Annotated in this window: 22 protein-coding genes, 1 tRNA gene and 1 riboswitch; of the genes, 8 read left to right on the forward strand and 15 right to left on the reverse strand. The window is 71.2% G+C overall.

The genetic code is table 11. The features are described from left to right. Nucleotides 1-748: alpha/beta hydrolase (locus VIB11_RS14010; RefSeq protein ID WP_332031852.1), on the forward strand; the 748-nt coding region annotated here is incomplete at its 5' end. Between the two features lie 71 nt (nt 749-819). Here the strand turns inward: VIB11_RS14010 and VIB11_RS14015 are convergent. Continuing rightward, entirely contained in the window at nt 820-1,653 is an 834-nt protein-coding gene (locus VIB11_RS14015; protein WP_332031853.1) for an alpha/beta hydrolase, read from the reverse strand. Nucleotides 1,654-2,040: 387 nt separating this feature from the next. On the opposite strand from VIB11_RS14015, the gene VIB11_RS14020 reads away from it, so the two are divergent. Both VIB11_RS14020 and VIB11_RS14025 read left to right on the forward strand, forming a co-directional pair. Further along, nucleotides 2,041-2,940, forward strand: a complete 900-nt coding sequence (locus tag VIB11_RS14020; protein WP_332031854.1) for an aminoglycoside phosphotransferase family protein — start codon at nt 2,041-2,043, stop codon at nt 2,938-2,940. Between the two features lie 65 nt (nt 2,941-3,005). Then, the gene (locus VIB11_RS14025; protein ID WP_332031855.1) at nt 3,006-3,443 is read left to right on the forward strand and encodes a VOC family protein; all 438 of its coding nucleotides are present in this window, start codon (nt 3,006-3,008) and stop codon (nt 3,441-3,443) included. A gap of 68 nt (nt 3,444-3,511) precedes the next feature. On the opposite strand, the gene VIB11_RS14030 is transcribed toward VIB11_RS14025, so the two are convergent. The 6 genes from VIB11_RS14030 to VIB11_RS14055 form a co-directional block, all read right to left on the reverse strand. Further along, on the reverse strand, nt 3,512-4,069 hold the full coding sequence (locus VIB11_RS14030) for a DUF1697 domain-containing protein (RefSeq protein WP_332031856.1): 558 nt from the start codon (nt 4,067-4,069) through the stop codon (nt 3,512-3,514). A 106-nt stretch (nt 4,070-4,175) separates the two neighbouring features. After that, nucleotides 4,176-4,248 (reverse strand) — tRNA-Thr (locus VIB11_RS14035). A 168-nt stretch (nt 4,249-4,416) separates the two neighbouring features. Beyond that, nucleotides 4,417-5,151, reverse strand: coding sequence for a transglycosylase family protein (locus tag VIB11_RS14040; RefSeq protein WP_332031857.1), 735 nt, complete (start codon nt 5,149-5,151; stop codon nt 4,417-4,419). A 10-nt stretch (nt 5,152-5,161) separates the two neighbouring features. Next, nucleotides 5,162-5,339, reverse strand: a riboswitch (cyclic di-AMP (ydaO/yuaA leader). 130 nt (nt 5,340-5,469) lie between these two features. Beyond that, nucleotides 5,470-6,987 (reverse strand): threonine/serine ThrE exporter family protein, encoded by a 1,518-nt coding sequence (locus VIB11_RS14045; protein WP_332031858.1) that lies wholly within the window; start codon nt 6,985-6,987, stop codon nt 5,470-5,472. Next, nucleotides 6,984-8,678, reverse strand: coding sequence for a serine/threonine-protein kinase (locus tag VIB11_RS14050; RefSeq protein WP_332031859.1), 1,695 nt, complete (start codon nt 8,676-8,678; stop codon nt 6,984-6,986). Before VIB11_RS14050 ends, VIB11_RS14045 begins: the two co-directional genes overlap by 4 nt. Before the next feature lie 41 nt (nt 8,679-8,719). Continuing rightward, a complete protein-coding gene (locus tag VIB11_RS14055; RefSeq protein WP_332031860.1) occupies nt 8,720-9,148 on the reverse strand; it encodes a CBS domain-containing protein in 429 nt (142 codons plus the stop codon). Between the two features lie 124 nt (nt 9,149-9,272). Here VIB11_RS14055 and VIB11_RS14060 point away from each other — a divergent pair, with 124 nt between their 5' ends. Further along, on the forward strand, nt 9,273-10,832 hold the full coding sequence (locus tag VIB11_RS14060; protein WP_332031861.1) for a trehalose-6-phosphate synthase: 1,560 nt from the start codon (nt 9,273-9,275) through the stop codon (nt 10,830-10,832). Continuing rightward, nucleotides 10,832-11,608 carry a trehalose-phosphatase gene (gene otsB, locus VIB11_RS14065; RefSeq protein ID WP_332031862.1) on the forward strand — a complete coding sequence of 259 codons (777 nt, stop codon included), beginning with the start codon at nt 10,832-10,834 and terminating at the stop codon, nt 11,606-11,608. The genes VIB11_RS14060 and otsB overlap by 1 nt, the downstream gene beginning before the upstream one ends. Here otsB and VIB11_RS14070 read toward each other — a convergent pair. The 5 genes from VIB11_RS14070 to VIB11_RS14090 form a co-directional block, all read right to left on the reverse strand. Next, nucleotides 11,601-12,638 carry a LacI family DNA-binding transcriptional regulator gene (locus VIB11_RS14070; RefSeq protein ID WP_332031863.1) on the reverse strand — a complete coding sequence of 346 codons (1,038 nt, stop codon included), beginning with the start codon at nt 12,636-12,638 and terminating at the stop codon, nt 11,601-11,603. The two genes, otsB and VIB11_RS14070, sit on opposite strands and share 8 nt — an antisense overlap. Continuing rightward, nucleotides 12,620-14,482, reverse strand: coding sequence for a glycoside hydrolase family 13 protein (locus tag VIB11_RS14075; RefSeq protein ID WP_332031864.1), 1,863 nt, complete (start codon nt 14,480-14,482; stop codon nt 12,620-12,622). The genes VIB11_RS14070 and VIB11_RS14075 overlap by 19 nt, the downstream gene beginning before the upstream one ends. After that, on the reverse strand, nt 14,479-15,402 hold the full coding sequence (locus VIB11_RS14080; RefSeq protein ID WP_332031865.1) for a sugar ABC transporter permease: 924 nt from the start codon (nt 15,400-15,402) through the stop codon (nt 14,479-14,481). The genes VIB11_RS14075 and VIB11_RS14080 overlap by 4 nt, the downstream gene beginning before the upstream one ends. A gap of 1 nt (nt 15,403) precedes the next feature. After that, on the reverse strand, nt 15,404-16,984 hold the full coding sequence (locus VIB11_RS14085) for an ABC transporter permease subunit (RefSeq protein ID WP_332031866.1): 1,581 nt from the start codon (nt 16,982-16,984) through the stop codon (nt 15,404-15,406). Nucleotides 16,985-17,142: 158 nt separating this feature from the next. Continuing rightward, nucleotides 17,143-18,459: a maltose ABC transporter substrate-binding protein gene (locus VIB11_RS14090; RefSeq protein ID WP_332031867.1), complete on the reverse strand. Its 1,317-nt coding sequence runs from the start codon at nt 18,457-18,459 to the stop codon at nt 17,143-17,145. A gap of 303 nt (nt 18,460-18,762) precedes the next feature. On the opposite strand from VIB11_RS14090, the gene VIB11_RS14095 reads away from it, so the two are divergent. Both VIB11_RS14095 and VIB11_RS14100 read left to right on the forward strand, forming a co-directional pair. Next, nucleotides 18,763-19,878 carry a sn-glycerol-3-phosphate ABC transporter ATP-binding protein UgpC gene (locus tag VIB11_RS14095; RefSeq protein WP_332031868.1) on the forward strand — a complete coding sequence of 372 codons (1,116 nt, stop codon included), beginning with the start codon at nt 18,763-18,765 and terminating at the stop codon, nt 19,876-19,878. Nucleotides 19,879-19,969: 91 nt separating this feature from the next. Further along, entirely contained in the window at nt 19,970-21,229 is a 1,260-nt protein-coding gene (locus VIB11_RS14100; RefSeq protein ID WP_332031869.1) for a DUF4032 domain-containing protein, read from the forward strand. An 87-nt stretch (nt 21,230-21,316) separates the two neighbouring features. Here the strand turns inward: VIB11_RS14100 and VIB11_RS14105 are convergent, their stop codons facing one another. Beyond that, nucleotides 21,317-21,904 (reverse strand): hypothetical protein, encoded by a 588-nt coding sequence (locus tag VIB11_RS14105; protein ID WP_332031870.1) that lies wholly within the window; start codon nt 21,902-21,904, stop codon nt 21,317-21,319. A gap of 214 nt (nt 21,905-22,118) precedes the next feature. Between VIB11_RS14105 and VIB11_RS14110 the strand changes: the two genes are divergently transcribed. Continuing rightward, on the forward strand, nt 22,119-22,667 hold the full coding sequence (locus tag VIB11_RS14110; protein ID WP_332031871.1) for an RDD family protein: 549 nt from the start codon (nt 22,119-22,121) through the stop codon (nt 22,665-22,667). 122 nt (nt 22,668-22,789) lie between these two features. On the opposite strand, the gene rlmB is transcribed toward VIB11_RS14110, so the two are convergent. Further along, nucleotides 22,790-23,764: a 23S rRNA (guanosine(2251)-2'-O)-methyltransferase RlmB gene (gene rlmB / locus VIB11_RS14115; protein ID WP_332031872.1), complete on the reverse strand. Its 975-nt coding sequence runs from the start codon at nt 23,762-23,764 to the stop codon at nt 22,790-22,792. Nucleotides 23,765-23,775: 11 nt separating this feature from the next. Beyond that, on the reverse strand, nt 23,776-25,201 hold a 1,426-nt coding region (cysS, locus tag VIB11_RS14120), incomplete at its 5' end, for a cysteine--tRNA ligase (RefSeq protein WP_332031873.1).

Here is a 25,201-nt window from a genome sequence, read left to right on the forward strand (position 1 = left end):
GCTGCAGCGTCAGCTGATCTACTTCCCCGATCCCGCGCCGGTGCCCCCCGCCGGGGACGTCATCGCTGGTGCCCGCGACGTCACGCTCCACACGGCCGATGGCCTCGAGCTGGGCGCCTGGTTCGTCCCAGCGACCGGTCACGTTGCCACCGGGATGGCGGTCCTGGTCGCGCCGGGCAACGGCGGCAACCGGGCAGGCAGGGCCGAGTTCGCCGAGACGCTGAGTCGCCGCGGACTCGCTGTCTTGCTCATGGACTACCGAGGCTACGGCGGCAACCCCGGCAGCCCCAGCCAGGATGGCCTCGCCGCCGACGCGGACGCCGCTGTCGGGGCCCTGCAGCGACTCGGGTACCCACCGCAACGCATTGTCTACTTCGGCGAGTCCTTGGGCTCAGGTGTGGTTGCGGCGCTCCAGGTCCGGCACCCGCCGGCAGGGATCGTTCTGCGCTCGCCCTTCACCGAGCTGGCCGATGTGGGTGCGCACCACTACCCGTGGCTGCCGGTGCGCGCGCTGCTGCGCGACCGGTTCCCCGTGGTGAAGCATCTCGCCACCAGCGACGTGCCGATCACCGTCATCTACGGCGACCGCGACTCAATTGTCCCCACACTGCTCAGCGCCAGCGTCGCGGACCACGCACCCTCCTTGGTCGAACGAGTGGTGATCGCGGGTGCCGACCACAACGACCCCGTCATGTTCGGCCCCCGAGTGGCCGACGCGGTCGCACGGCTGGCGCACGCCGTCGAGTGAAGAGCCGGATGCCGATGACCCCGTATGCCGTGCCGCGACGCCTCCGTCCGTGGCGAAGAGCCGCTGGGCTGTCAGCGCGGTGGTGACAACCTGTCCTGGGACAGGAAGGACCGAACGACGCCCAGCACCGGAGCCGGCTGCTCATCTTGCGGATCGTGGCCGGCGCCCTCGACGAGGACCAGTTGCGAGCCGCGGATGCCCTCGGCCAGCTGCGCCTGGCACTCCGGCGGGAAGACGAAGTCCCGGTCCCCGGCGATGACGAGGGTGGGTACCTCGATCTGCCCGAGACGGTCGACGACCGACCAGCCGGGCATGAGTTCCCTGCCTGCGTGAATCAGCGCGTCAGGCCGGATCCGGGATCGCCATCCACCCGCTGCCAGTTCGCGGGCCACGCCCCGCAGGCCAGCCGTCCCGCCGTACGCAGTGCTGATCCGCCACATGATCGGCCCGTACTGCCGTGGTTTGAACTCACCCCTGAACCACCGTCGGACCAGCGCCACCTTCTCGGGCGCGACACCTCGCCGGGCCAGCAGTTCGGGCGCGTGGTCGCGCGCCCAGCTGCTGTCGGCGCCCGTGTCCATGAGGACGAGGCGGGAGACTCGGTGGGGGTGGCGTAGGACGTACTCGAGCGCGACGTGTCCGCCGAACGAGTGTCCGAGCACGGACCAGGACGCGAAGCCGAGGTGCTCGCGCAGCGCCTCGGCGTCCGCGACGAGGTTCGACCAGGTCATGGAGCTGACGGGCACCCCGACGGACCGGCCGTTGCAACGGTGGTCGTAGAAGACGAGCGTGAACTGGTCGGCCAGCTTGCGGAACGTGCTCAAGGTCCACAGGTCCGCGCTGGGCCCGCCGTGCATGAACAGGACCGGGTCGCCGTGACCCACGACGTCGACATAGAGGGACACGTCTCCCAACGTGAGTCTCCGGGGCCACTGCCGCGCCCCCCGCTGCACCGTCCCCATGGGATCCACCTCCTGACTGCCCTTGTGCAAGCCCCTGCGAGCATCTGCGCGCGGCCCTTGGGTCCTTCCACGTTGGTGGAGGGGAGGCCCGGCTGTCAGAGCCGAACGTCCCAGTGTCGGGGACGATCGGCCCGCCGCCGCCCCGCCGCCCTCTCGGGTGACAGCGAACCTGGTGCACTTCATGTTCGGCGCCCGCACCCACTGGCACCGCCACCCGCTGACCCAGACCGTGTACAGGACGTTCTCCTCGGCGCGACAGAACTTCCTCGACTCCCGGCGTGTCGGCCTCCTACCCTCTCCGGGGTGCAAGGAGTCCCAGATCTCGGCCCTGTGCCGGAGCGCCTCACGGTCGATCAGGAAACGGTCCGCCGACTCGTCACCGAGCAGTTCCCGCAGTGGTCGACGCTCCCGATTGCGCCGGTGCGAAGCGGTGGCTGGGACAACTGGACGTTCCACCTCGGCGACGACAGGCTGGTCCGCCTGCCCAGCGCTGCCGAATACGCACTCGCGGTGGAGAAGGAACGCCGTTGGCTCCCAGAGCTGGCGCGACAGGTCTCCCTCCCCATCCCGACTCCACTGGGCGACGGCGTGCCCGGCGCCGGGTACCCGTACTCGTGGTCGATCTACGGATGGCTCGACGGCGACCGAGCGACCCTCGACGCCATCTCCGACCCGGTCCGGTTCGCTGGCGAGCTGACCGACTTCCTGGTCGCCCTCCGAAGGATCGACGCCACAGACGGTCCGCAACCGGGAATCCACAACTGGTACCGCGGCGCCACGCTCCGCACCTATGACGAGATGACCCGGGAATCGCTCGCACAGATTGTCGGGCATCTTGATGTCGACCTGGCGTCCGAGATCTGGTCCGCAGCCCTCGGAGCGCGCTGGGACGGCGTGGACGTGTGGTTCCATGGCGATCTCTCGGAGGGGAACCTCCTGCTGAAGAACGGCCAGCTGGCCGCCGTGATCGACTTCGGCACGTGCGGCGTCGGCGATCCGGCCTGCGACCTGGCGATTGCCTGGACACTGCTGACCGAGCCCAGCCGCCAGGTCTTCCGTGACCGACTGGGTGTGGATGACGCGAGCTGGGCGCGCGGGCGTGGATGGGCGCTCTGGAAGACGCTCCGCCAGTACGCCGGCGCGATCGAGGACCACGACAACGACGAGGCTGCGGAGCCCCTTCGGGTCCTCAACGAGATCTTCACCGAGTACTCCAGCCGAAGGCGATGACCCAGGCAGTCATCGCGGCCGCCAGCTGACCTGAGCGAATCGTGCTGACTCGGTAGCGTGCCACCATGCCCATCACATTCGAGAACGTCGGGATCGCCGTCCGCGACCTCGAGGAGACGATCGCCTTCTTCACCGATCTCGGTCTCACCGTCGTCGGGCGTGACACGGTCAGTGGAGCGTGGACCGACACCGCGGTCGGCCTCGACGGCAACCACGCCAACATCGCCATGCTCCAGACGCCAGACGGCAACGGTCGCCTCGAGCTCTTCGAGTACATCCATCCCGACGCGATCGAGACGGAGCCCACCCGTCCCAACGAGATCGGCATGCACCGCGTGGCGTTCTCGGTCGACGACATCGACGAGGCCCTCGAGATCGCCGCGAGGCACGGCTGCCGTCCACTGCGCGGCGTGGCGACCTACGGGGACGTGTACAAGCTCACTTATGTCCGCGGCCCCAGCGGCATCCTCGTGATGCTCGCCGAGGCGCTGAAGAAGAGCTGACGCGGGGGTGCCGGTCGGTCCTCTCCGGCGCACGGCGCGCCACTTCACCGCTGCGCGGCCCACGGCAGTCAGCTCTCGAGCTTCGCGACGACCCGTTGGACGGTGAGCCAGCTGCGTGTGGTGATGTCCTTGCCGCAGGTCTTCTCCAGCCAGGACATGAAGCCCGAGGCCTCGCCGGGATCGCTGGTGTCGGTGACTGCCAGGACGGCCCGAGCGACCCTGTCGTATCGCACAACCCGTGTGCGACGACCTGCCTCCCCCGGCAGTACGTCGGGAACGGTGGAAGCGTCCTTGACGAACGTCGCGGTCAGGTACGTCCGGCGTTGATGCGTCAGTCCGGGAAAGGGATCGCTGTCCACCAGCCCCCGGAGCTCGGAGCATTCACGGATGATCGTCCGGCTCGTGACACCGAGACCGCTGACGAGCGCCTCCTCGATGGTCTGCTCGAGGAACGGCACGTCCGCTTCGCTGGCCCGGAACGTGATGTTGCCACTGGCCAGCACCGAGCCCACCGCCGCGAACCCGAGCTCCTCGAACACGCCGCGCAACTTGTCATTCGTCATGTTCGTGCCGCTCGGCGCGATACCCCGGAGGAACGCGACATACCGCTGCATGGTGCCGACCATACGGCCAGACACGGACGTCGGCCGACGCCTCACACCGGAGTCACTGCCGGGGATGGTGGGTGAGCCGCCGGCGGGCCAACGCGCACCGCATCCGTGCTGGTCGGAGAGCCGGCGATGGGACTCGAACCCACAACCCCCTGTTTACAAGACAGGTGCGCTACCGATTGCGCCACACCGGCTGGCCCGCGGCCTTCGCTGCGGATCGGCGAAATGCTACCCGCCGCGGACCGCCATGGCTGAATTCGCGAGGGCCCGGCACACCCCAGGGGCGTGCCGGGCCCGTCTCACGAGTGCGGCCCGTCTCACGAGTGCCGGCCGCGGAGGCTGGCCGCCGGGCGCCGCCGGGCTCAGTGCGAGTTGAGGTACCTCTGGAGCGTGCGCACGGTCTCGCGGTCGAGATGGCGCGCACCGTTGCGCTTCGCGCCGATCTTGGCCTGCAGCGCGCGCACCGTCTTCGGGCCGATGATGCCGTCGGGTGCCGACCCGACCTTGCGCTGCAGACGCTGCACGTCCGAGCGCGACAGGCTGCCGTTCACGGAGCCGCCGACCCACCGCTCGATGGCGGCGTTCGTCTTCGGGCCACGGATGCCGTCGACCACGAGCGCGCCGGCCGCGAGCGAGGCGCGGGCCCGCACGGCGGGTGCACGGCGCGCCGAGGAGCGCGAGGCTGCGGTCGCGGTCGAGCCCGGGTTGACGGCCCCGCCGTTGGCCCGGGTCAGGCCGGCGACGCGGCTGCAGTGCGGCCACGCGCCCGGGCCCTGGACCTGCAGGACCTTCTTGGCCACGGTGATCTGCTGGGCCTTCGTGGCCCGGTCCGCGGTCCGCGCGTACCGCTGGCCGCCGAACGCCTGCCAGGTCGAGTACGAGAACTGGAGGCCGCCGTAGAAGCCGTTCCCCGTGTTGATCGACCAGTTGCCGGAGCTCTCGCACTCGGCCAGCCGGTCCCAGACCGTGCCGGCCTGGGCACTGGAGGGTGCGGCGAGGCCGGCGCCGACCGTGGCGAACGAGGCAAGACCGATTCCGGCCATCCGCCGGCGCACCGGGTGGGGTCTGCGGGCGGAGTGCTTGGGGGCATAGAACATTGCAGAGGGGTCCTCTCCTGACGTGCGCCTGAGAGGTGAGCTGTCGGGTTCGGGCTGTCAGGCGCCCGGCCGGCGGACCGGCTTCACCCCAAGGCCCGCGAGCGGGCCGGATTGGTTCCCCCACCCTCGCCCGGCCCGGGGATCTCCCGGCGAGACACCCGCCGGACGAGGTTCGGCGCGCGGGTGTGCCTGTTGGTATGCCGTGTGCAGTTGTCGTCGTGCAGCGTCACCGCCGGGTGGCGACGACACCGAGTCACGACCGTACGGGAGATTGCGCGGACCTGCCGGGAAACGGGGAAACCCGTGGAACACCGCGCTCTACCGGCGGCGGGCCCGGCGCTTCTGCACGACGCGGTGGTCGAAGGGCGCCCCCAGGAAGTCGCCCAGGGTCGTGCCGGTCGCGATGGCGAGGAGCACGGCCATGGCGCCGAGCAGGGTGGTGATGCCGCCCTGCAGCGTCAGCACGCCGGCGCCCTCGGAGGACGCCCGCACCATCTCGTAGAGGCCCCGGAAGATCGCGAGGCCGGGCAGCAGGGCGTACGACGCGGGCACGACGAGCACCATGGCCGGGGCGCCGAGGCGCAGGGCCACCAGCCGCCCCACGAAACCGAGCACCACGCTGGCCACCCCGGCGGCAGTCAGCGCGCCCGCCCCCGGCACCGTGGCGATCGCGAGCGACAGGCCGAACGCCGCCATCGAGAGCAGCCCGGTGGCCAGCACCAGCTTCCGGCGCGAACGCAGGGTCACCGCGCCCGCCACGCCCACGACGGTGGCGCCGAAGACCCCGGCCACGAGGGGGCTCTCGACGGCGCTGAGCTGGATCACGCTCGGCGAGGCCAACGGCAGGTCGAAGGCCGTGGTCACCTTGATCGTCGCCGACAGCGCAGCGGCGACCCCGAGGATGATCCCGGCCGTCGTGAGCAGCACGCCGAACATGCGTCCGGCACCGGTGACGGAGTACCCGGAGATGACGTCCTCGAAGGCGGAGGCGACGGTGCGTCCGGGCAGCAGCACGACGATCCCGCCGGCGACGATGAAGGCGAACTCCGCGGAGCTCACCGGCAGCACCCCCGCAGCCCCGAGGGAGAAGCCGCACCACGCGATCGCGGTCGCGATGAACCCGCCCAGGGCGCACTGGTAGAACTCCGGCAGCCCACGGCCGCCGAGGGACCGCGCGGTCCGGTCCACCAGCAGGGCCGAGAGCCCGGCGATCAGGGCGGCGACCACACCGGCTCCGAGCATCAGCGCCACCGCACCGGACAGCGCTCCCATGGCACCGTGCACGACCCACCGCGGCCAGAACCGCGGCATCCGGCGTATGTCACGCAGGCGCGCCGCCGCGGCCTCGCGGTCGTAGCTGCCGGCGACGAGGTTCTCGACGAACTCGTGGACGGCGGACAGGCGCGCGTAGTCGTGCGTGGCGGAGCGGACGACCCGCAGCATGGTGATCTGCTGACCTGAGGCGGTGGTGCACTGCACGAGCAGGGACTGCAGCGTGATGTCGACCTCGAGGTTGTCGAGCCCCGCAGCCGCGGCGACCGCGATGACGCTGGACTCGACCTGCGAGACGCCGGCGCCGCACCGGAGCATGAGCTCCCCAGCGCGCAGCGCGAGGTCCACCGACGCCCGGGCCTCCCGCTCCTCGGCGGCGGCCTGCAGGACCCGGGGGTTGCGGTACGGCGTGAGGCGCAGCGACTCCACGATGGGCAGGGTCTCGGTGACCTCCTCACCCCGCCACAGGCTCCGCGGCACCCTCGGGCGTCGCGGCACCGCCTTGCGCGGAGGCAGTCCGGCCGACCCCGCCGCGCCGTCGGGGGGAACGGGGGGATGCGTCATCGAGCCAGACCCGACCAGATCCCCGAGGGTGCCTGCCACGGCCACCACTGCGGCGCGCCGAGCTGCAGGTAGGACCAGACGCCGAGCCCGACCGCGACCAGCAGGACGAGGGCGACGGCGACCCGGGTGGACCGCGGGCCGGGCGTCACGCCGCGCACGATGCTGCGGGTCCCGCGGCGCAGACCGGAGCCGCCGGGCCCCCACCATGCCACCAGGATGCCGAACAGGGCGCCGACCGCGATGGGAAGGGCGGAGTTCGGCTCGCTCGGGCCGCCGGTGACGGCCACGGTGGCGAGCGCGGCGCTGAAGACCGCCGAGAACGCCACCATCGCGGGCAGGAGCAGGCCGACAACGGTGCCCAGCGCCCCCACCACGAGGTGCCAGGGGCTGGCGACCACGGCCAGTGGGACATCGCTGCGGCGGCGTCCGCGGCTGTGGCGGCGCACCACGAGGGAGGTGACGGAGCGGTCGGCCGTGCGGGCCAGCCAGCACCAGAGCACGATGACCCCGGCCGTCACGACCGGCCAGCTGGCGACCCCGGCCACCACGGCGGCCAGCAGGGCGACCAGGGTCCCGGAGCGCTGGGGCCGGCTGATGCGCGGGTCCGGCTCGCCCGGCCCTGCCTGCCACGCCGCCTGCCAGTCCGACGCGTCCTCGCCGTCACCCTGGCCGTCCCAGCCGGCAGGCGCATCCCAGCCGGCTGGCTCGACCGGCGCCTGGTGCCCCCACGGCTCCACGTCCGGCGGCAGTCCCAGCGGGCCCACCGGCCGCGGCTCCTGCACGGTGGCGGGGCGCCGGTCGATGACCTGGGTGTGCCGCGCCGTGGGCACGGCGCCAAACACCTCCGTGGGCGGCTTGCCGGCCGCGTAGCGCTCGAGCGCCTCGACGACCTCGGCGGCGTCCGGGCGCTCCTCCGGCCGCGGCGACAACGCGGCATACAGCAGGGGGGCCAGGCGCGGGTCGACGCCGGAGAGGTCGGCCTCGCCCCGGGCGACGCGGCTGAGCACGACGTCCATCGGCCCCCGGCCGAAGGGCGGGGCCCCGGAGGCCGCGAAGGCCAGGGTGGCGGCCCAGCCCCACCAGTCCGTGGCCTCGGTGACCTCGGCACCCTCCACGACCTCGGGGCTGAGGTAGCCGGGCGTGCCCATGACCAGCCCGGTCAGCGTGATCCGGACGTCGTCCGCGACGTGCGCGATGCCGAAGTCGATGACCACGGGGTCGCCGTCGAGCAGCAGGACGTTCGCGGGCTTGAGGTCGCGGTGGATGACACCCGCGGCGTGGATGGCGTCGAGGGCGCCGGCGAGCCCTCTGCCCAGGCGTGCGAGGTCGGCGCCGGTCATGGGGCCGTGCTCGCGGACGACCTCGTCGAGCGACGGACCCGGAACGTAGCGGGTGACGACATACGGCTGGTCGCCCTCGAGGTCGGCGTCGAGCACCGGGGCTACCCGGGGGTCCTGGACCCGTCCGAGGATGTCCACCTCGCGCGCCAGCCGGGTGCGGGCGTCGCGGTCCAGGGCGATGTGCGGCCGGAGCAGCTTCAGCGCCACCGCACGACCGCTGGGGTCGAGCGCGAGGTGGACGACCCCCATCCCGCCCTCACCGATCTGCTGGACGAGGCGGTAGCGCCCCACCGAGGGGGCCCTGGGCACACCGAGAGCGGGCTCGCCGCCTCCGAGTGCCTCCGTCGTCATGGTCCTACCGTAAGGCGACCCCGTGGGCGCCGTCAGCGAGGCTACTGCTGGATGTACCCAACGAGTTGGTCACGTTCCGCCTGCAGCTCGTCGATCCGGTTCTTGACCACGTCCCCGATGCTGACGATGGCCATCAGCTTCCCCTCGACCACCACGGGCACGTGCCGGATCCGCAGGTCCGTCATCACGCGGGCGAGGTCCTCGATGTGCATGTCGAAGTCGCAGGTGGTGACCTCGCTGGTCATGATCGCGGACACCGACTCCTGCAGGATCGCGGGCCCGTCGCTGTGCAGGTGGCGCACGACATCGCGCTCGCTCACGATCCCGGCCACCCCCTCGCCGTCCTCGCTGACGACGAGGGCGCCGATCCTGTGCTCCTCGAGGAGCTCCAGAAGCCGCTCCACCGTGTCGTCGGGCCGTACCGTGACCACCAGGTCGCCCTTGCGGCGCACCACATCCGAGATCCTCATGCTCAGACGGTAGACCGCACCCCCGGCCCGCGCTAGAGGAAGCGGGGCCGCTGGCCGTTGGTGCAGGTCAAGACACCACGACGTAGGGTTGACGGCGCAGCCAGCATCCCGGGGAGTTGATCGCGTGTCCGGCAGTACCCGCACCTTTGACCTGGTCGTGGCGGCCAACCGGCTGCCCGTCGACAGCGTGGTCGGTCCCGACGGCGAGGTCGGGTGGCGGCGCAGCCCCGGCGGGCTCGTCACCGCCATGGAGTCGGTGATGCGGGGCCGCGACGGCGCCTGGGTGGGCTGGGCCGGCGACGCGGGAGAGGCACCGGAGCCGTTCGAGGAGGACGGCATGTTCCTGCGGCCGGTGCCCCTCAGCCCTGAGGAGGTCGCCGACTACTACGAGGGCTTCAGCAACGACACGCTGTGGCCGATCTTCCACGACGTCATCGTCCCCGCGAGCTTCCACCGCTACTGGTGGGCCGCCTACGAGCGGGTCAACCGCCGGTTCGCCGAGGCGGTCTGCGAGGTGGCGGCGCAGGGTGCGACGATCTGGGTGCACGACTACCAGCTGCAGCTCGTCCCCGCGATGGTCCGCGAGCTGCGCCCTGACGTGCGCATCGGCTGGTTCAACCACATCCCGTTCCCACCCGTGGAGCTGTTCGCGCAGCTCCCGTGGCGCCGGCGGCTCCTCGAGGGTCTTCTCGGCGCCGACTTCCTGGGCTTCCAGCGGATCGACGACGCCCACAACTTCATGCGGGCCTGCCGACGACTGCTCGGCCTGACCACCAAGGGCGAGGTCGTCAACGCCGCCGTCGAGGGCCGGCCCACCCGCTACGTGCGGGCCAGTGCCATCCCGATCTCGGTGGACTTCGCCGGGCTCGAGGAGCTCGCCCAGACGCCCGAGGTGATCCAGCGGGCCAAGGAGATCCGCGAGTCGCTCGGCAACCCCGAGACCCTGCTCCTCGGTGTCGACCGACTCGACTACACCAAGGGCATCCGGCACCGCCTCAAGGCGTACGCCGAGCTGCTCGAGGACGGCGTGGTCGCCCCGCCCGACCAGGTCTTCGTGCAGGTCGCCACGCCGAGCCGCGAGCGCGTCGAGGCCTACCGCGAGCTGCGCCAGGAGGTGGAGGCCGAGGTGGGGCGCGTCAACGGCGAGTTCGCGGACATCGGCTCCAGCGCGGTGCACTACCTGCACCACTCCTACCCGCGTGACGAGATGGCCGCGATGTTCCTCGCCGCCGACGTCCTCCTGGTCACGCCCCTGCGCGACGGCATGAACCTCGTCGCGAAGGAGTACGTGGCCTGCCGGCACGACGGAGGCGGCGCGCTCGTGCTGTCCGAGTTCGCCGGCGCCTGGCACGAGCTGCACCAGGCCTACGTGTGCAACCCCCACGACATCGCGGGCCTGAAGCAGACGATCGTCACCGCCATGACCGCGACCGAGGCGGAGCGCCGCCGGAGGATGCGGGCGATGCGGCGGCGGGTCGCCGACCACGACGTGCAGCGCTGGGCGGGCCGGTTCCTCGAGGCCCTCGAGTGCGCGCCGTCGAGGCCCAGGCGCACGACCAGGGAGCAGACCGCCGACGACGCCCACGCGGCAGCCGACCAGCGAGCCGTCGAGGCGCGCCAGGCCGCCAGGAGCCCCCAGTCCGCCGGGAGCCCCCAGTCCGCCGAGACCGGAGGCCGCCCCTGATGGGTCTGCCGGCCGACCTCCTGGAGGCCTTCGAGGCCTTCTGCCGCGTGCCCGAGGTGCTGGTCGCCAGCGACTTCGACGGCGTCCTCGCCCCCTTCGTGGCCGACCCGATGCAGGCTCGCGCCCTCGACGGCACCCTCGAGGACCTCACCGCCCTGGCCGACCTGCCGCGGACCCACACCGCGGTGGTGTCCGGCCGCGACCTCGACGTGCTGACCACGCTGACCGACCTCCCCGCGGGCAGCCGCGTGACCCGCATCGGCAGCCACGGGGCGCAGAGCAGCCGGGACGACACCGACGACGCGCTCTCCGAGGACCAGTCCGCGCTGCTCGAGCGCCTCACCACCGACCTGCACGGCGTCATCGACCGGCACCCGGGCGTGCGCCTGGAGTTCAAGCCCAAGGCGACGGTCCTGCACACCCGCGGCGAGGACCAGGCGGTCGCCGACGCTGCGGTGACGTCCGCGCTCGAGGTGGCCGGGCGGCATACGGGCGTGACGGTGCTGCGCGGCAAGGACGTGGTCGAGATGTCCGTGGTGACCGCCGACAAGGGCACCGCCCTCATGGCCCTGCGCGACGAGGTCGGGGCCGCCGCGGTGGCCTACTTCGGCGACGACGTCACCGACGAGCACGCGTTCGAGGTGATGGGAGACGCCGACATCAGCGTCAAGGTCGGCCCGGGCGAGAGCGCCGCCCGCTACCGGCTCGACTCCCCCGGCGACGTCGCCGAGGCGCTCGCGACCCTGCGCCGGCAGCGCGCCGGGCAGGCTACCTGACCTGCCGCTGCCGCGCGGCGCCCGTCGAGGAGCGCACGACCAGCTCGGGGCGGAAGATGTACTCGGCCCGCGGCGCGGGCTCGCCGGCGATCTCGTCGAGCAGGGCGCGCACCGCCGCCTCGCTCATGGCCTGGACGCTCTGCCGCACCGTGGTCAGCGGCGGGTCCGTGAAGGCGATCAGGGGCGAGTCGTCGTAGCCCACGACGGAGAAGTCGTCCGGGACCTCGAGGCCCGTCCTCCGCGCAGCGCGGATCGCCCCGAGCGCCATGAGGTCCGATCCGCACACCACGGCCGTGCAGCCCTTCTCGATCAGCCGGGCGGCCGCGGTGTCACCGCCCTCGAGGGAGAACATCGTGCGCTCGATGAGGTCCTCGACGTCGTCGAGGCCCAGGAGCGACTTCATGGCGGCCCGGAACCCCTGGATCTTGCGGATCACGGGAACGTACCGGTCCGGCCCGACCGCGAGCCCGATCCTCGTGTGGCCCAACGCGACGAGGTGGCTGAGCGCGAGGTCCATCGAGGCGACCTCGTCGTTGGAGATGAAGGGCGCGTCGATGCCCTCGTGGTAGCCGTTGACCAGCACGATCGGCAGGCCGCGCTCGCGCAGCTTGGTGTAGCGCTCGGCGTCGGTGGTGGTGTCGGCGTGCTGGCCCGAGACGTAGATGATCCCCGCGACGCCGCGGTCGAGCAGCATCTGGACGTACTCGTCCTCATGGACCCCGCCGGGCGTCTGCGTGCAGAGGACCGGGGTGAAGCGGTTGCGCGCGAGCGCGGTCTCGATGATCTGCGCGAACGCCGGGAAGATCGGGTTGCTCAGCTCCGGCACGATGAGGCCGACGAGCCCGGCGCTCTTGCGCCGCAGTCGGGACGGCCGGTCGTAGCCGAGGACGTCGAGCGCGGTGAGCACGGCCTGGCGGGTCGACTCGGCCACGCCGGGCTTGCCGTTGAGCACCCGGCTGACGGTCGCCTCACTGACGTCGGCGTGCGCGGCGATGTCCGCCAGCCGTGCCTTCACTCCGTCACCGTCCATGTCCAGATCGAGACCTGCGGGCCGTCGGCCCTCAGGGTCAGTGTCTCAACGCCGAGCTCCGGCGGGGGCCCGTATGCCGCGGACCCGCTCCCGATGCCCGGCAGGTTCCGGGTGCTGAGGGCCACCGGGTCGTGGGCGCCGCGGGCGCAGTGCACGAGCGCCACCTCGTCGGGGCTCTCGCGCAGGAAGACGAGGGCGTCGTCGTCGGCGTGGACCCAGCGGACCCCGCCCTCGCGCAGGGCCATGGAGCCCCGCCGTGCCGCGATGAGTCCACGGTAGACCCCGAGCAGGCGACCGTCCCACCGTGTCTCGTCCCACGGCATCGGCCGGCGCCCGTCCTCGCCGAAGTCGCCGCGCATGCCGATCTCGTCACCGTAGGTGAGCATCGGGATGCCCGGCATGGTGAACAGCAGGCCCGCGGCGACGTCGACCTGCCGCGCGTCCTCGCCGACGAGGGTGCGGATACGGGTGGTGTCGTGGGAGCCGACGAGCGTGAAGCTGTGCCGCACGGTGGTCCACGGGACCCCGGCGGCGAACTCGCGCATGGTCTCCATCACGGAGGTGCCGCCGAGCCGCGGCACCATCAGCGGCGAGCCGAGGAACTTCGGCGCCTGGCCGCGGTCGCGCAGCCAGGTCCAGACGGGGCGGGTGAACCCCGCGTAGTTCATGACGCCGTGCCACCCCTCGCCCTGCGCGTCGCGGGTGTAGTCGTGGCAGTGCTCGCCGACCAGGAGCGCGTCCGGCGCCGCGTCGGCCATGGCCGAGCGCATCTGCTGGGCGATCTCGTGGTTCCGGTCCTGCCCCCGGTAGCGGCCCGTCATGTTGGCGACGTCGACCCGCCAGCCGTCGAGCGGGCTGTCCCCGGTGAGCCACCGCCGGACGACGCCGTCCTTGTCCTCGAACACGCGATGCCGCAGCGCGTCGCTGTCGTAGTTGAGCTTCGGCAGCGACGGGACGCCCAGCCAGGCGACGTAGCCGAGCGCGCTGTCGTCCCAGAAGTAGTAGCTCCGTTCCTCGCAGTCCTCGTCCGCCCGGGCGGCGACGAACCACTCGTGCGCGTCGCCCGTGTGGTTCGTCGTGAAGTCGCCGAGGACCTTCATGCCGCGCGCGTGCGCCGCGTCGACGAGTCGGTGCAGCGCCTCGTCGCCGCCGAGCACGGGGTCGACCCGGTCGAAGCTCGAGGCGTCGTAGCGGTGGTTGGAACGGGCGGGGAAGAAGGGCGTCAGGTAGAGGACGTTCGCCCCGAGGGCGTCGAGGTGGTCGAGGTGATCGGCGACGCCGTCGAGGTCGCCACCGAAGAAGTGGTGGGCGATCCGGCCCGGGGTGAGGTCGGGCGAGTCGTCCCACTCTGCGGGGATGGCCCAGTCCGGCACGGGCCGGTGGTCCTGCTGCGCCGACCGGGCGAAGCGGTCCGGGAACACCTGGTAGACCACGGCGTCGCTCGCCCAGGCGGGCGGGGCGTCGAAGGCGGTGAGGCGGAAGTCCGCGGCGTCCGGGACGTCGCGCAGGTGCACGCCGGTGCCGTTCAGCCACTGGTATGCCGTGGGCCCGCCCTCGAGGATGAAGCGGTAGTTGGTGACGGGGTTGTGCACGACGATGTCCGCCGCCCACCAGGTGTCCGTCGCCGTCCGGCGCTCCACGGCGGCGTCGACGAAGTACGGCTCGGCGTCCGGGGTGAGCCGGACGTGCACCGCCCGGACGTCGGCGTCGTGCGGCACGCGGACCCGCACGGTGACGGTGTCGCCGAGCTGCGGGTACGGGTCGGAGACGTAGAGCGCCGAGCCGTCGTGGTGCGGCTGCCCGAGCAGGTCGGGCTGGACGGGAGGAACGGGCAGGTCGGTCACTTCACCGAGCCCTGGGTCAGGCCGCCGACGAGGTACCGCTGGGCACCGAGGTAGAGCAGCACCACCGGGACCGAGGCGAGCAGGGCGCCGGCCGCGAACTGGCCGAAGAGGCGGTTGCGCTCGTTGCCGACGGTCATGCTGTAGAGGCCCACGCTGAGGGTCTGGCTGTCGACGTCCCGGAGGAAGATGCTGGCCAGGATGAACTCGCTGTAGAGGCCGACGAAGCCGAGCATGAAGACGGTGACGAGGATCGGCGTCACGAGGCGCAGCGTCATGGTGAAGAAGATGCGCGCGTGGCTGGCGCCGTCGACCTTGGCGGCCTCGTCGAGCTCGCGCGGCACGGTGTCGAAGTAGCCCTTCAGCAGCCAGACGTTGGCACCCATGGCCCCGCCGAGGTAGACGAGCAGCAGGCCCCAGACGGTGTTGAGGCCCAGGGTCGGGATGACGTCACCGATGGCCGCGAAGGTGATGTAGAGCGCCACGAAGGCCAGGAACGCGGGGAACAGCTGGAGCAGCAGCAGCGCCAGCAGCCCCGGCCGGCGACCGGTGAACCGCATGCGCGAGAACGCATAGGCGGCGCAGGCGCCGATGAACGTCTGGGCCAGGGCCCCGACGAGGCCGATGATGAGCGAGTTCTTGTACCAGGAGGTGTAGGGGCGCGCCTCGTCGCTGAAGAGCGTCTCGAAGTTGGCCATGGAGAACTGCTTCGGGATGAGCTCGCTGGTCGACAGCGTGCCCGCCGGGTTGAGCGCCGCGGAGACGAGGAACATCACCGGGAACAGCGCCCACACCAGCACGACGGCCACGAGCAGGTAGCGCCACCAGACGCTGCCGCCGCGGGCCGAGCGCGGGGTGGGGCGGCTCGGTCGGGTCGTGGCCGGGGCCGTGGGACCGGTCGTGGTCTGCACTCCAGTAGCCATGTCAGTTGACCTCTTCCAGGGACTTGGTGCGCCGGAAACCCGCGTAGCTCATGAGCGCGACGATGAAGAAGATGAAGATCGAGATCGCGGACGCCAGGCCGTAGTTCGGGTTGACGCCGCTGAAGGCGATGCGGAACGCGTAGGTGATCAGCAGGTCGGTGGACCCGATGCTGGTGTCGCCCTCCGTGAACGGGCCGCCCTCGGTCATCAGGAAGATCAGCGTGAAGTTGTTGAAGTTGAAGGCGAACGACGCGATGAGCAGCGGCCCGACGGCGACGAGCAGCAGCGGCATGATGATCGAGGCCACCGTGCGGACCGGACCCGCCCCGTCGATCTTCGCCGCCTCGCGCACGTCTCCGGGGATGGACTGCAGCGCGCCGGTGCAGACGAGGAACATGTACGGGAAGCCGAGCCACAGGTTGGTGATGAGGATCGCCGCCTTGGCCGCCCACGGGTTGCCCAGCCAGTCGACGTTCAGCCCGGTGATGTCGTTGATGAGGCCGAAGTCCTGGTTGAACATCGATGCCCAGAGCAGCGCGGTCACGAAGCCGGGGATCGCGTAGGGGAGGATCAGGATCGACCGGAAGACGCCCTTCCCCTTGATCCGGTCGTCGTTGAAGAGCAGGGCGAGCAGCATTCCGAGCAGGAACGTCGAGCCGACCGAGATGAGGGCGAAGGCGACGTTCCAGGTGAAGATCTTGAGGAAGCCGGCACGGATGGTGTCGTTGGTCAGCAGCGTCGAGAAGTTCTCCCAGCCGACGTTCTCCTTCCACCCCTGCGGGTAGGCCTCGCCCTGGCCGTCCTCCGGGACCCACGAGGCGTCGCGCGGCACGTAGGTCTTGCCGGTGGCGGTGTCGGTCAGCGTGTCGGCCGACTCGTCGTAGGTCACCGTTGCCTTGCCCTGGAAGGCCTCGCTGAGCCCGATGGCCTTGATGCCGCCGTCGCCCACCGGCACGGCGAACTCACCGAGGTCCTTGCCCCGCTGGTTGACCTGCTTGGCGTTCAGGATCGTGAAGCCCGGGGCGGCGGTGATCTTGCCCGTCGTGGTCGCCTCGACACCGTCGGCCGGCAGGTCCTCGAGCCCCTCGACGGTGCCCTCGAGGTACTTCCCGTCCGGGTCGGTCAGCAGGAACGTCAGGTCACCGGTGGCCGCGTCCTGCCCCTGGGGGACGGCGATGCTCAGCCGGTAGCGGGGTGCGCCCTCCACCTCCTGGACGGAGTTGGCGATGATGTTGGCCGTGGCCTCCTGCTTCGTGAGCAGGTGTCCGTCGCCGTAGTTCGTGAAGGCGGTCGCGGCCGTGTAGACGATCGGCCAGACCTGGAACGCCACCAGCAGCAGCATGCCCGGGAGCAGGTACTTCAGCGCGACCGCCCGGCGCGTGGAGTACACGGCGAGCGCCGCCATCACCACGAAGGCGATGAGCACGACGTACATCGACTGACCCTGCTCGACCAGTCGCCAGGACACGAGGACCCCGAACGCCACGACGAGCGCCAGCAGCACCCACTTGACGACGAGGACCCACACCGGAGCCGGACCAGTGCGGGTGGAGGGGTCGCGGAACGAGGTTTCGACGGCCATGGGGCGTTCTCCTGAACGGGACGAGCGGCCGCTGCGGGGAGGGGGCCAGCAGCGGTGGTGGCGGGGCCCGGGCGGTCGAGGCGCCCCGGGTGCGATGTGTGCCGGGTGGTCACCGCGGGCGGTGACCACCCGGCACACGTGGGACAGCTAGGAGCTCATCAGCCCTTCGCGATGTTCCCGACGATCTCCTTCTGGGCCGCGTCGAAGCGCGCCTTCGGGTCCTTGCCGGAGATGACGTCCGCGGCCGCCTGGCCGAGCGGGCCCCACACGGAGTTCATGGCCGGGATGTTGGGCATGGGCGCGCCCTCCTTGCCGGCCTCGAACCACGCCTTGACGTCCTTGTCGTTGGCCGAGACCTCGTTGTAGGCCTCGGTCAGTGCCGGGGGACGGCCGCCGGCCTCGAAGAGCGCGAGCTGCACGTCCTTGCGCGGGACGTAGTTGGTGACGAACTCCTGGGCGAGGACCGCGTTCTTGGCCTTCGCGGAGACGTAGAACATCTGAACGCCGAGGAACGGCTTCATGGCGCCGCCACCGGCCAGCGAGGGCAGGTTGGTGATCTCGTACTTGATGCCGGCCTTCTTGGCGTTCGGCACCGACCACGGGCCGGTGATGAAGAAGGCGGCCTTGCCGCTGGTGAAGAGGCCCTCGGCGTTGTCGTCGCCGACGTTGGTGGACAGGACCTTCTTCTTGCCGAGGTCGGAGAGGACCTGGGCGCCCTTGATCGAGCCGGCGCTGTTGACGATGACCTTGTTGGGGTCGTAGTCGCCGTTGGCCTTGGTGGCGAAGATGCCGCCGTCGAAGGCGCTCAGGTACGGGTAGCTGTAGTAGGCGTTACCGGTCTTGCCGACCTGCTGGATGAGGACGTTGGTGACCTTGCCGCCGGACTTGCTCTTGGCCTCGGTGCCCATCTTCACGAGCTCGTCCATGGTCTTGGGGGCCGTGGGCGCGAGAGCGGTGTTGCGCATGAGGCCGATGTTCTCCACGGCGTAGGGGACGCCGTAGGTCTGGCCGTTGAACTTGGTGGCGGCGATGGAGTTCTCGGAGAACTTGCCGGCCACGTCGTCGGAGAGCTGGATCGGGGCGACGGTGCCGTTCTGCACGAGCTCACCGAGCCAGTCGTGGGCGCCGACGATGACGTCCGGGCCCTTGCCGACCTTCGTGGCGTCCTTGAACTGCTCACGAGTGTCGACGGAGATCTGCACGGCGACCTTGACGCCGTTCTCCTTGCCGAACTCCTGGGCGTACTTGCTGATGATCGGTGCGCGGTCCGCGTCCGCCCAGATCACGAGGTCGGCGGCCGCGTCGCGGACGGGGGCCTCGGTGCCGGTCGGGGTGGGGATCGCGGTCGCCGTCTCCGACGCCGTGGCCGAGCTGGTGGCCGAGGGGGAGGCAGCCTCGCCGCCACCGCCACAGGCGCTCATGAGCAGGGCAGCGACACCCGTCACGGCCGCTGCGCCAAAGGCACGCTTGTGCATGAATTCTCCTTGTTGTGCGCAGGGCGCAACGTTGCGGCCCTGACGGTGAGGTGAAGATAGCAAGAACTTGCAGGGTGTCAGGCAAGAAGCCTGCAAGTTTTTGCACACGATTCGGTAACTCTCTCGGGCCGCGGCCGGAGCCGGGGGCCACGGCCCTGCCCGGAGCGGGCCGTGGACAACGTTGGCCAAACGCTCCGTCGTGCGTCAGACTGACGCCACCGCGGGCACCGACGCCCCCGGGGAACCACCCTTTACAACGGATCGTCCGGCACGTTCCTGCCGGTGAAGGAAGGCAAAGACGCCATGGCAACAGTCAAGTTCGACGAGGCAACCCGGATCTACCCGGGCAACGACGTCCCCTCGGTCGACAAGCTCAACATCGACATCGAGGACGGCGAGTTCCTCGTCCTCGTCGGCCCCTCCGGGTGTGGCAAGTCCACCTCGCTGCGCATGCTCGCCGGCCTCGAGGAGGTGAACGAGGGCAAGATCTGGATCGGCGACCGCGACGTGACCAACCTGTCCCCCAAGGACCGCGACGTCGCCATGGTGTTCCAGAACTACGCGCTCTACCCGCACATGTCGGTGGCCGACAACATGGGCTTCGCCCTCAAGATCGCCGGCGTCGACAAGGCCGAGATCAACAAGCGCGTCCAGGAGGCCGCCAAGATCCTCGACCTCGAGCCCTACCTCGAGCGCAAGCCGAAGGCGCTCTCCGGTGGCCAGCGCCAGCGCGTCGCCATGGGCCGCGCGATCGTGCGCCAGCCGCAGGTCTTCCTCATGGACGAGCCGCTGTCGAACCTCGACGCCAAGCTGCGCGTCCAGACCCGCACCCAGATCGCCTCGCTGCAGCGCCGCCTCGGCGTCACCACCGTCTACGTCACCCACGACCAGGTCGAGGCCATGACGATGGGCGACCGGGTGGCGGTGCTGAAGGACGGTCTCCTGATGCAGTGCGACACCCCGCGCCGGATGTACGACCACCCGAACAACGTGTTCGTCGCCGGCTTCATCGGCTCCCCGGCGATGAACCTGCTCGACGTCGACGTGGTCGACGGCGGCGTGTCGGTGAGCGGCTCGAGGATCGCCGTCGAGCGTGACCGGCTCGCGGGCGCCAGCGGCAAGCAGGTCACCATCGGGGTCCGCCCGGAGGACCTCGAGATGACCACCGAGGGCCACGGCATCCCGGTGACCGTGGACGTCGTCGAGGAGCTCGGCGCCGACGCCTACATCTACGGCTCGACCAAGGCCCACCTCCACGCCGACCAGGACGAGTCCGGCGTCGAGATCCCCGAGAAGCCGTTCATCGCGCGCGTCGACGGCCGCCGTCCCCCGCAGAAGGGTGAGATGGTCTACCTCGCCCCCAACGCCGGGCACGTCCACGTGTTCGACGCGCAGAGCGGCGAGCGCCTCGGCGACTGACGCTCCGGCGCGGTCGCAACGCTGACCGCATCGCACGAGGGCGGCACCCCACCGGGGGTGCCGCCCTTCGCGCATCTGCCACGATGGGGCGGTGGCACTCGAGATCACCGCGGCACGCCCCGACCCCGCCCTGCTGGACCTGCCGTGGGAGACCCCGCTCGAGCAGTGGCCAGAGGAGTACCTCGCCGCCCTCCCCCGCGGCATCTCCCGCCACGTCGTGCGGTTCGTGCGGCTCTCGAACCGGGTGCTCGCCGTCAAGGAGATCAAGACCGACATCGCCTTCCGCGAGTACCACCTGCTGCGCACCCTCGGCCGGCTCGACCTGCCCTGCGTGGAGCCGTTCGGCATCGTCAGCGGTCGCGAGCAGGCCGACGGGACGGCGCTCGACGGGTGCCTCATCACGCGCCACCTGCAGTTCTCGCTGCCCTACCGCGCGCTGTTCAGCCAGTCGCTGCGCCCCGACACCGGCAAGCGGCTCATCGACGCCCTCGCGGTCCTCCTCGTGCGGCTGCACCTCGCCGGCTTCTGGTGGGGCGACGTCTCGCTCTCCAACACCCTGTTCCGACGCGACGCGGGCGCCTTCGCGGCCTACCTCGTCGACGCCGAGACCGGGGAGCTGCACCACGAGCTCACCAGGGGCCAGCGTGAGCACGACCTCGACATCGCCCGCGTGAACATCGCCGGCGAGCTGATGGACCTCGAGGCCGGCGGGCTTCTGCACGAGGCCTCCGACCCGATCGAGACCTCGAATCGGATCGTGACCCGCTACCACGAGCTGTGGCAGGAGCTGACCGGCCTCGAGCGCTTCGAGCGGGGCGACCGCTGGCGCGTCGACGCCCGGATCCGCCGGCTCAACGAGCTCGGGTTCGACGTCGACGAGCTCGCGATCTCCACCGACCTCGGTGGCACCCAGATCCAGATCCAGCCCAAGGTCGTCGACGCCGGCCACCACTCGCGGCGGCTGCTGCGGCTCACCGGGCTCGACGTCGAGGAGAACCAGGCCCGGCGCCTGCTCAACGACCTCGACTCCTACCGGGCCTCGCAGGACCGCCAGAACGAGGACGAGGAGATCGTCGCCCACGACTGGCTCGCCAGGATCTACGAGCCGATCACCCGCACGGTGCCGCGCGAGCTGACCGCCAAGCTCGAGCCGGCCGAGGTGTTCCACGAGGTGCTCGAGCACCGCTGGTACATGTCGGAGAAGGCCGGCCACGACGTGGCCATCGAGGACGCCATCGCGGACTACGTCGAGAAGGTGCTGCCCGGCAAGCCCGACGAGAAGGCGGTGCTCGGGGTCGACACCGTCGAGATGCCCGTCGTGGCGATGTTCGGCGACGAGCTGGGCAGCTGACCCGACCACACGACACGGCGGGTGCGCCGCGCGCGGAAGCAGCGCGGCATACCCGCCGTGTCGTGGCAGCCGTCGTGGCAGCCGGCGTCAGTAGCGCGGCGCGGACGCCGCGGCGATGTACGCCGAGGAGTCCTTCCGCCACAGCAGCGCCACGACGAACCCGCCGACGAGCAAGGTCAGCAGGTTGACGACGAGCACGACGCCGGTGGCCTGGCCCTGCGCGATGCCGGCCAGGAAGGACACGAGGTTCAGGGCGAACAGGACGGTGGCGACGACCCGCCCCCAGGACTTGCCCTTGCCGATGACCCAGGCCATCAGGAGCCACACGCCCGCCCAGATGAACCCGAACACCACGGACACCGCGACGATGACGGTGACGATGGTGTCGAGCTGATCGGCCGTCATGGGGGTCGGCTGGCCGGCCATGGCCTCCTCCATGGAGCCGCGCAGGTCGTCCCTGATGAGCGGCGTCAGGAGTCCGCCCAGCACGGTGAGGACGGCGCCGAGGTACATCAGCCGCACGGCCTGCACGATCGAGGAGGGCTTGGACGCCGGTGCGGGAGCGCCCGGCACCGGCGGTGCCTGCGGCATCGGGCCGGCGCCCGGCCCGCCCGGCATCCCCGGGTAGCCGGACTCTCCCGGCGGCGGGGGCGGCGGCGGGTACTGGTTGCTCATGGGTTCCTCCCGTTCGGGGCCCCGCGGGTGCGAGAGCGTCTTCCCCGAGCGTCGCACCTTCCCTCCGCGCTGGTCCACCACGCCACTCGGTTCCGCCAGACGTTCCCATTTCGTTGCCTGCTCACCGCCCCGACAACGTCCCACGCCACCCTCGCGTCCTCTAGTCTGTGCGCCGCACGCGGGCGCGACTGCCCGCACCACAGAGGGGAATCCCATGTCTGACTACGGCACTCCGCCGCCTCCGCCGCCCAGTGGCGGCTACTCCAGCGCTCCGGCCCCGTCCGGCGGCGGCATGATGAGCCCGCAGGGCGGCCAGTTCGCGAGCTGGCCCGTGCGCGTCGGTGGCTACCTCATCGACAGCCTGATCACGCTTCCCGGCTACATCCTCTACTGGATCGGCGCCCCGAAGACCTGGTCGGCCAGCACCACCATGGGCGACACCACCAACGCCACCAGCGGCGCCGACAGCGGCAACCTGCCGGTGATGTTCCTCGGCATCGCGATCATGCTCGGCATCGGCATCTGGAACCGCTGGATCAAGGGTGGCCAGGGCCAGACCGTCGGCCGCAAGGTCGTCGGCATCACCCTGCTCTCCGAGGAGACCGGCCAGCCCATCGGCACCGGCAAGGCGTTCGTCCGCGACCTCGCGCACATCGTCGACAGCCTGATCTGCTACATCGGCTGGCTCTTCCCGCTCTGGGACAGCAAGCGCCAGACCCTGGCCGACAAGATCATGAAGACGGTCGTGGTCTCGGCCAAGTAGGCCCGCACCACTGCACACGAAGGCCCGGTCCGCGAGGACCGGGCCTTCGCCGTGCGAGCCGCGCCACGAGGGCCTGGGCCGGGCGCCGAGGGTCCGCCGTGCTGGGGCGGAGCACGGCGCGGTCAGGCGGCCCGGCGCCGTGCGATCTCGTAGAGCGTGACGCCGGTGGCGATCCCGGCGTTGAGGGACTCGACCGCCGAGGACATCGGGATCGAGACGATCTGGTCGCAGGTCTCTCCCACGAGCCGCGAGAGCCCCTTGCCCTCAGACCCCACCACCACGACGAGGGGCTCGGTGGCGAGCTCGAGGTCGGGCAGGGCGACGTCGCCGTCCATGTCGAGCCCGAGCACGAAGAAGCCCGCCTTGCGGTACTCCTCCAGGGCACGGGTCAGGTTGGGGGCCAGCGCCACCGGCACCCGGGCGGCCGCTCCCGCCGAGGTCTTCCAGGCGCTCGCCGTCATGCCGACCGAGCGGCGCTCGGTGACGACGACACCGTGCCCGCCGAAGGCCGCGACCGAGCGGATGATGGCACCGAGGTTGCGCGGGTCGGTGATGCCGTCGAGGGCCACCACCAGGGGTATGCCGGGTGCCTCCGGGTCGATGAAGTCCGACGGGTGCGCGTACTCGTACGGCGGCACCTGCAGCGCCAGGCCCTGGTGCACCGCCCCGTCGGTCAGCCGGTCGAGCTCCCCGCGCGGCGTCTCGAGGATCGCGATGCCCCGCTCGGTGGCGGTCTTGAGGGCCTCGCGGACCCGGTCGTCGGCGTCGATGCGCCCCGCGACGTACATCGTGGTGACGGGGATGTCGGCGCGCAGGGCCTCGACCACCGAGTTGCGCCCGGCGACGATCTCGCTCGAGCCCTTGGGCTTGCGGCCCGACCCGCCCCTGCCCTGCCCCGTGCGCGACGGGCCGGTCCCGGCGCGCTTGGCTGCGGCCTTGGCCATCTTGTGCGCCTTGTGCTGCGGCCGGTCTGCGGCCTTGGGCGTGGGCCCCTTGCCCTCGAGCCCGCGACGGCGCTGGCCGCCGGAGCCGACGGTGGCGCCCTTCTTGGAGCTGCCCTTGCGGACGGCCCCGCGGCGCTGGGAGTTGCCTGCCATGGATGTGCCTCTCAGCTGTCGGTGCGGCGGACGAGCGACCAGTTCGCACCCGATGCGGTGTCCTCGATGAGGATGCCGACGGCACCGAGCTGGTCGCGGATGGCGTCGGCGGTGGCGTAGTCGCGCGCGGCCCGGGCGGCGGCGCGGGCCTCGAGCTGGGCGGTGACGAGGGCGTCGAGCGCGGCGTGGGCCTCGCTGCCCCCGCCCGTCGAGCCGGTCTCCCAGCGCGGGTCGAGCGGGTTCACCCCGAGCAGGTCTGTCATGGCGACGACCGCGGCGAAGGCCTCCGCCACGGCCTCGTCGTCACCGTCGTCGAGGGCGGTGTTGCCTGCGCGCACGGTCTCGTGCACCACGGCGAGGGCGCCGGACACGTTCAGGTCGTCGTCCATGGCCTCGGCGAACGCGTCGGGAACGCAGGAGGGGTCCGGCGTGGTGGCGGTGCCTGCGGGCAGGGACCGCAGCGCCCGCTTCAGAAAGCCTTCGATCCGCTCCACGGTGGCCTCGGCCTCCTCGAGGGAGCCCTGGTGGTACTCGATCGTCGAGCGGTAGTGCGCGGCGGTCAGGTAGTAGCGGACGGCCAGGGGCCGGGCGACCTTGGTGACCTCGCTGACGACGAGGGAGTTGCCCAGCGACTTGCTCATCTTCTCGCCGCCCATGGTGACCCAGGCGTTGTGCAGCCAGAAGCTCGCGAAGTCGAGCCCGGCCGCCCGGGACTGGGCCTGCTCGTTCTCGTGGTGCGGGAACCGGAGGTCGACGCCGCCGCCGTGGATGTCGAACGCGTCGCCGAGGTATTTGCGGGCCATGGCCGAGCACTCGAGGTGCCAGCCCGGGCGGCCGACCCCGAAGGGCGTGGGCCACGAGGCGCTGATCGGCTCGGTCTCCTTGCGCCCCTTCCACAGGGCGAAGTCGCGGGGGTCGCGCTTGCCGCGCGGGTCGGCGTCCTCGGCCGCCGCCATGTCCTCGATGCGCTGGTGGGTGAGCGCGCCGTACTCCGGGAAGCTGCGGACGTCGAAGTAGACGTCGCCGCTGCCGTCCGGCGCCGGGTAGGCGTGGCCCTTCTCGATGAGCACCTGCATGAGCTCGACCATCTCGGGGACGTGGCCGGTGGCGCGGGGCTCGTAGGTCGGGGGCAGCACGCCGAGCAGGTCGAGCGCACGGGCCGTCTCGACCTCGTTGCGGTACGACAGCGCGAACCACGGCTCGCCGGCCTCCGCCGACTTGGCCAGGATCTTGTCGTCGATGTCGGTGACGTTGCGGACCAGGGTGACCTGGTAGCCGTAGCGGTCCTCGAGCCACCGGCGCAGCACGTCGAAGGCGACGGCGAAGCGGACGTGGCCGATGTGCGGGGCGCTCTGGGTCGTGAGCCCACAGATGTAGATCCCCACCTGACCGGGCACCAGGGGGGTGAAGTCGCGCAGCTCGCGCGCGGCGGTGTCG

It is taken from the genome of Pedococcus sp. (assembly GCF_036554925.1).
Taxonomy (GTDB): Bacteria; Actinomycetota; Actinomycetes; order Actinomycetales; family Dermatophilaceae; genus Pedococcus_A.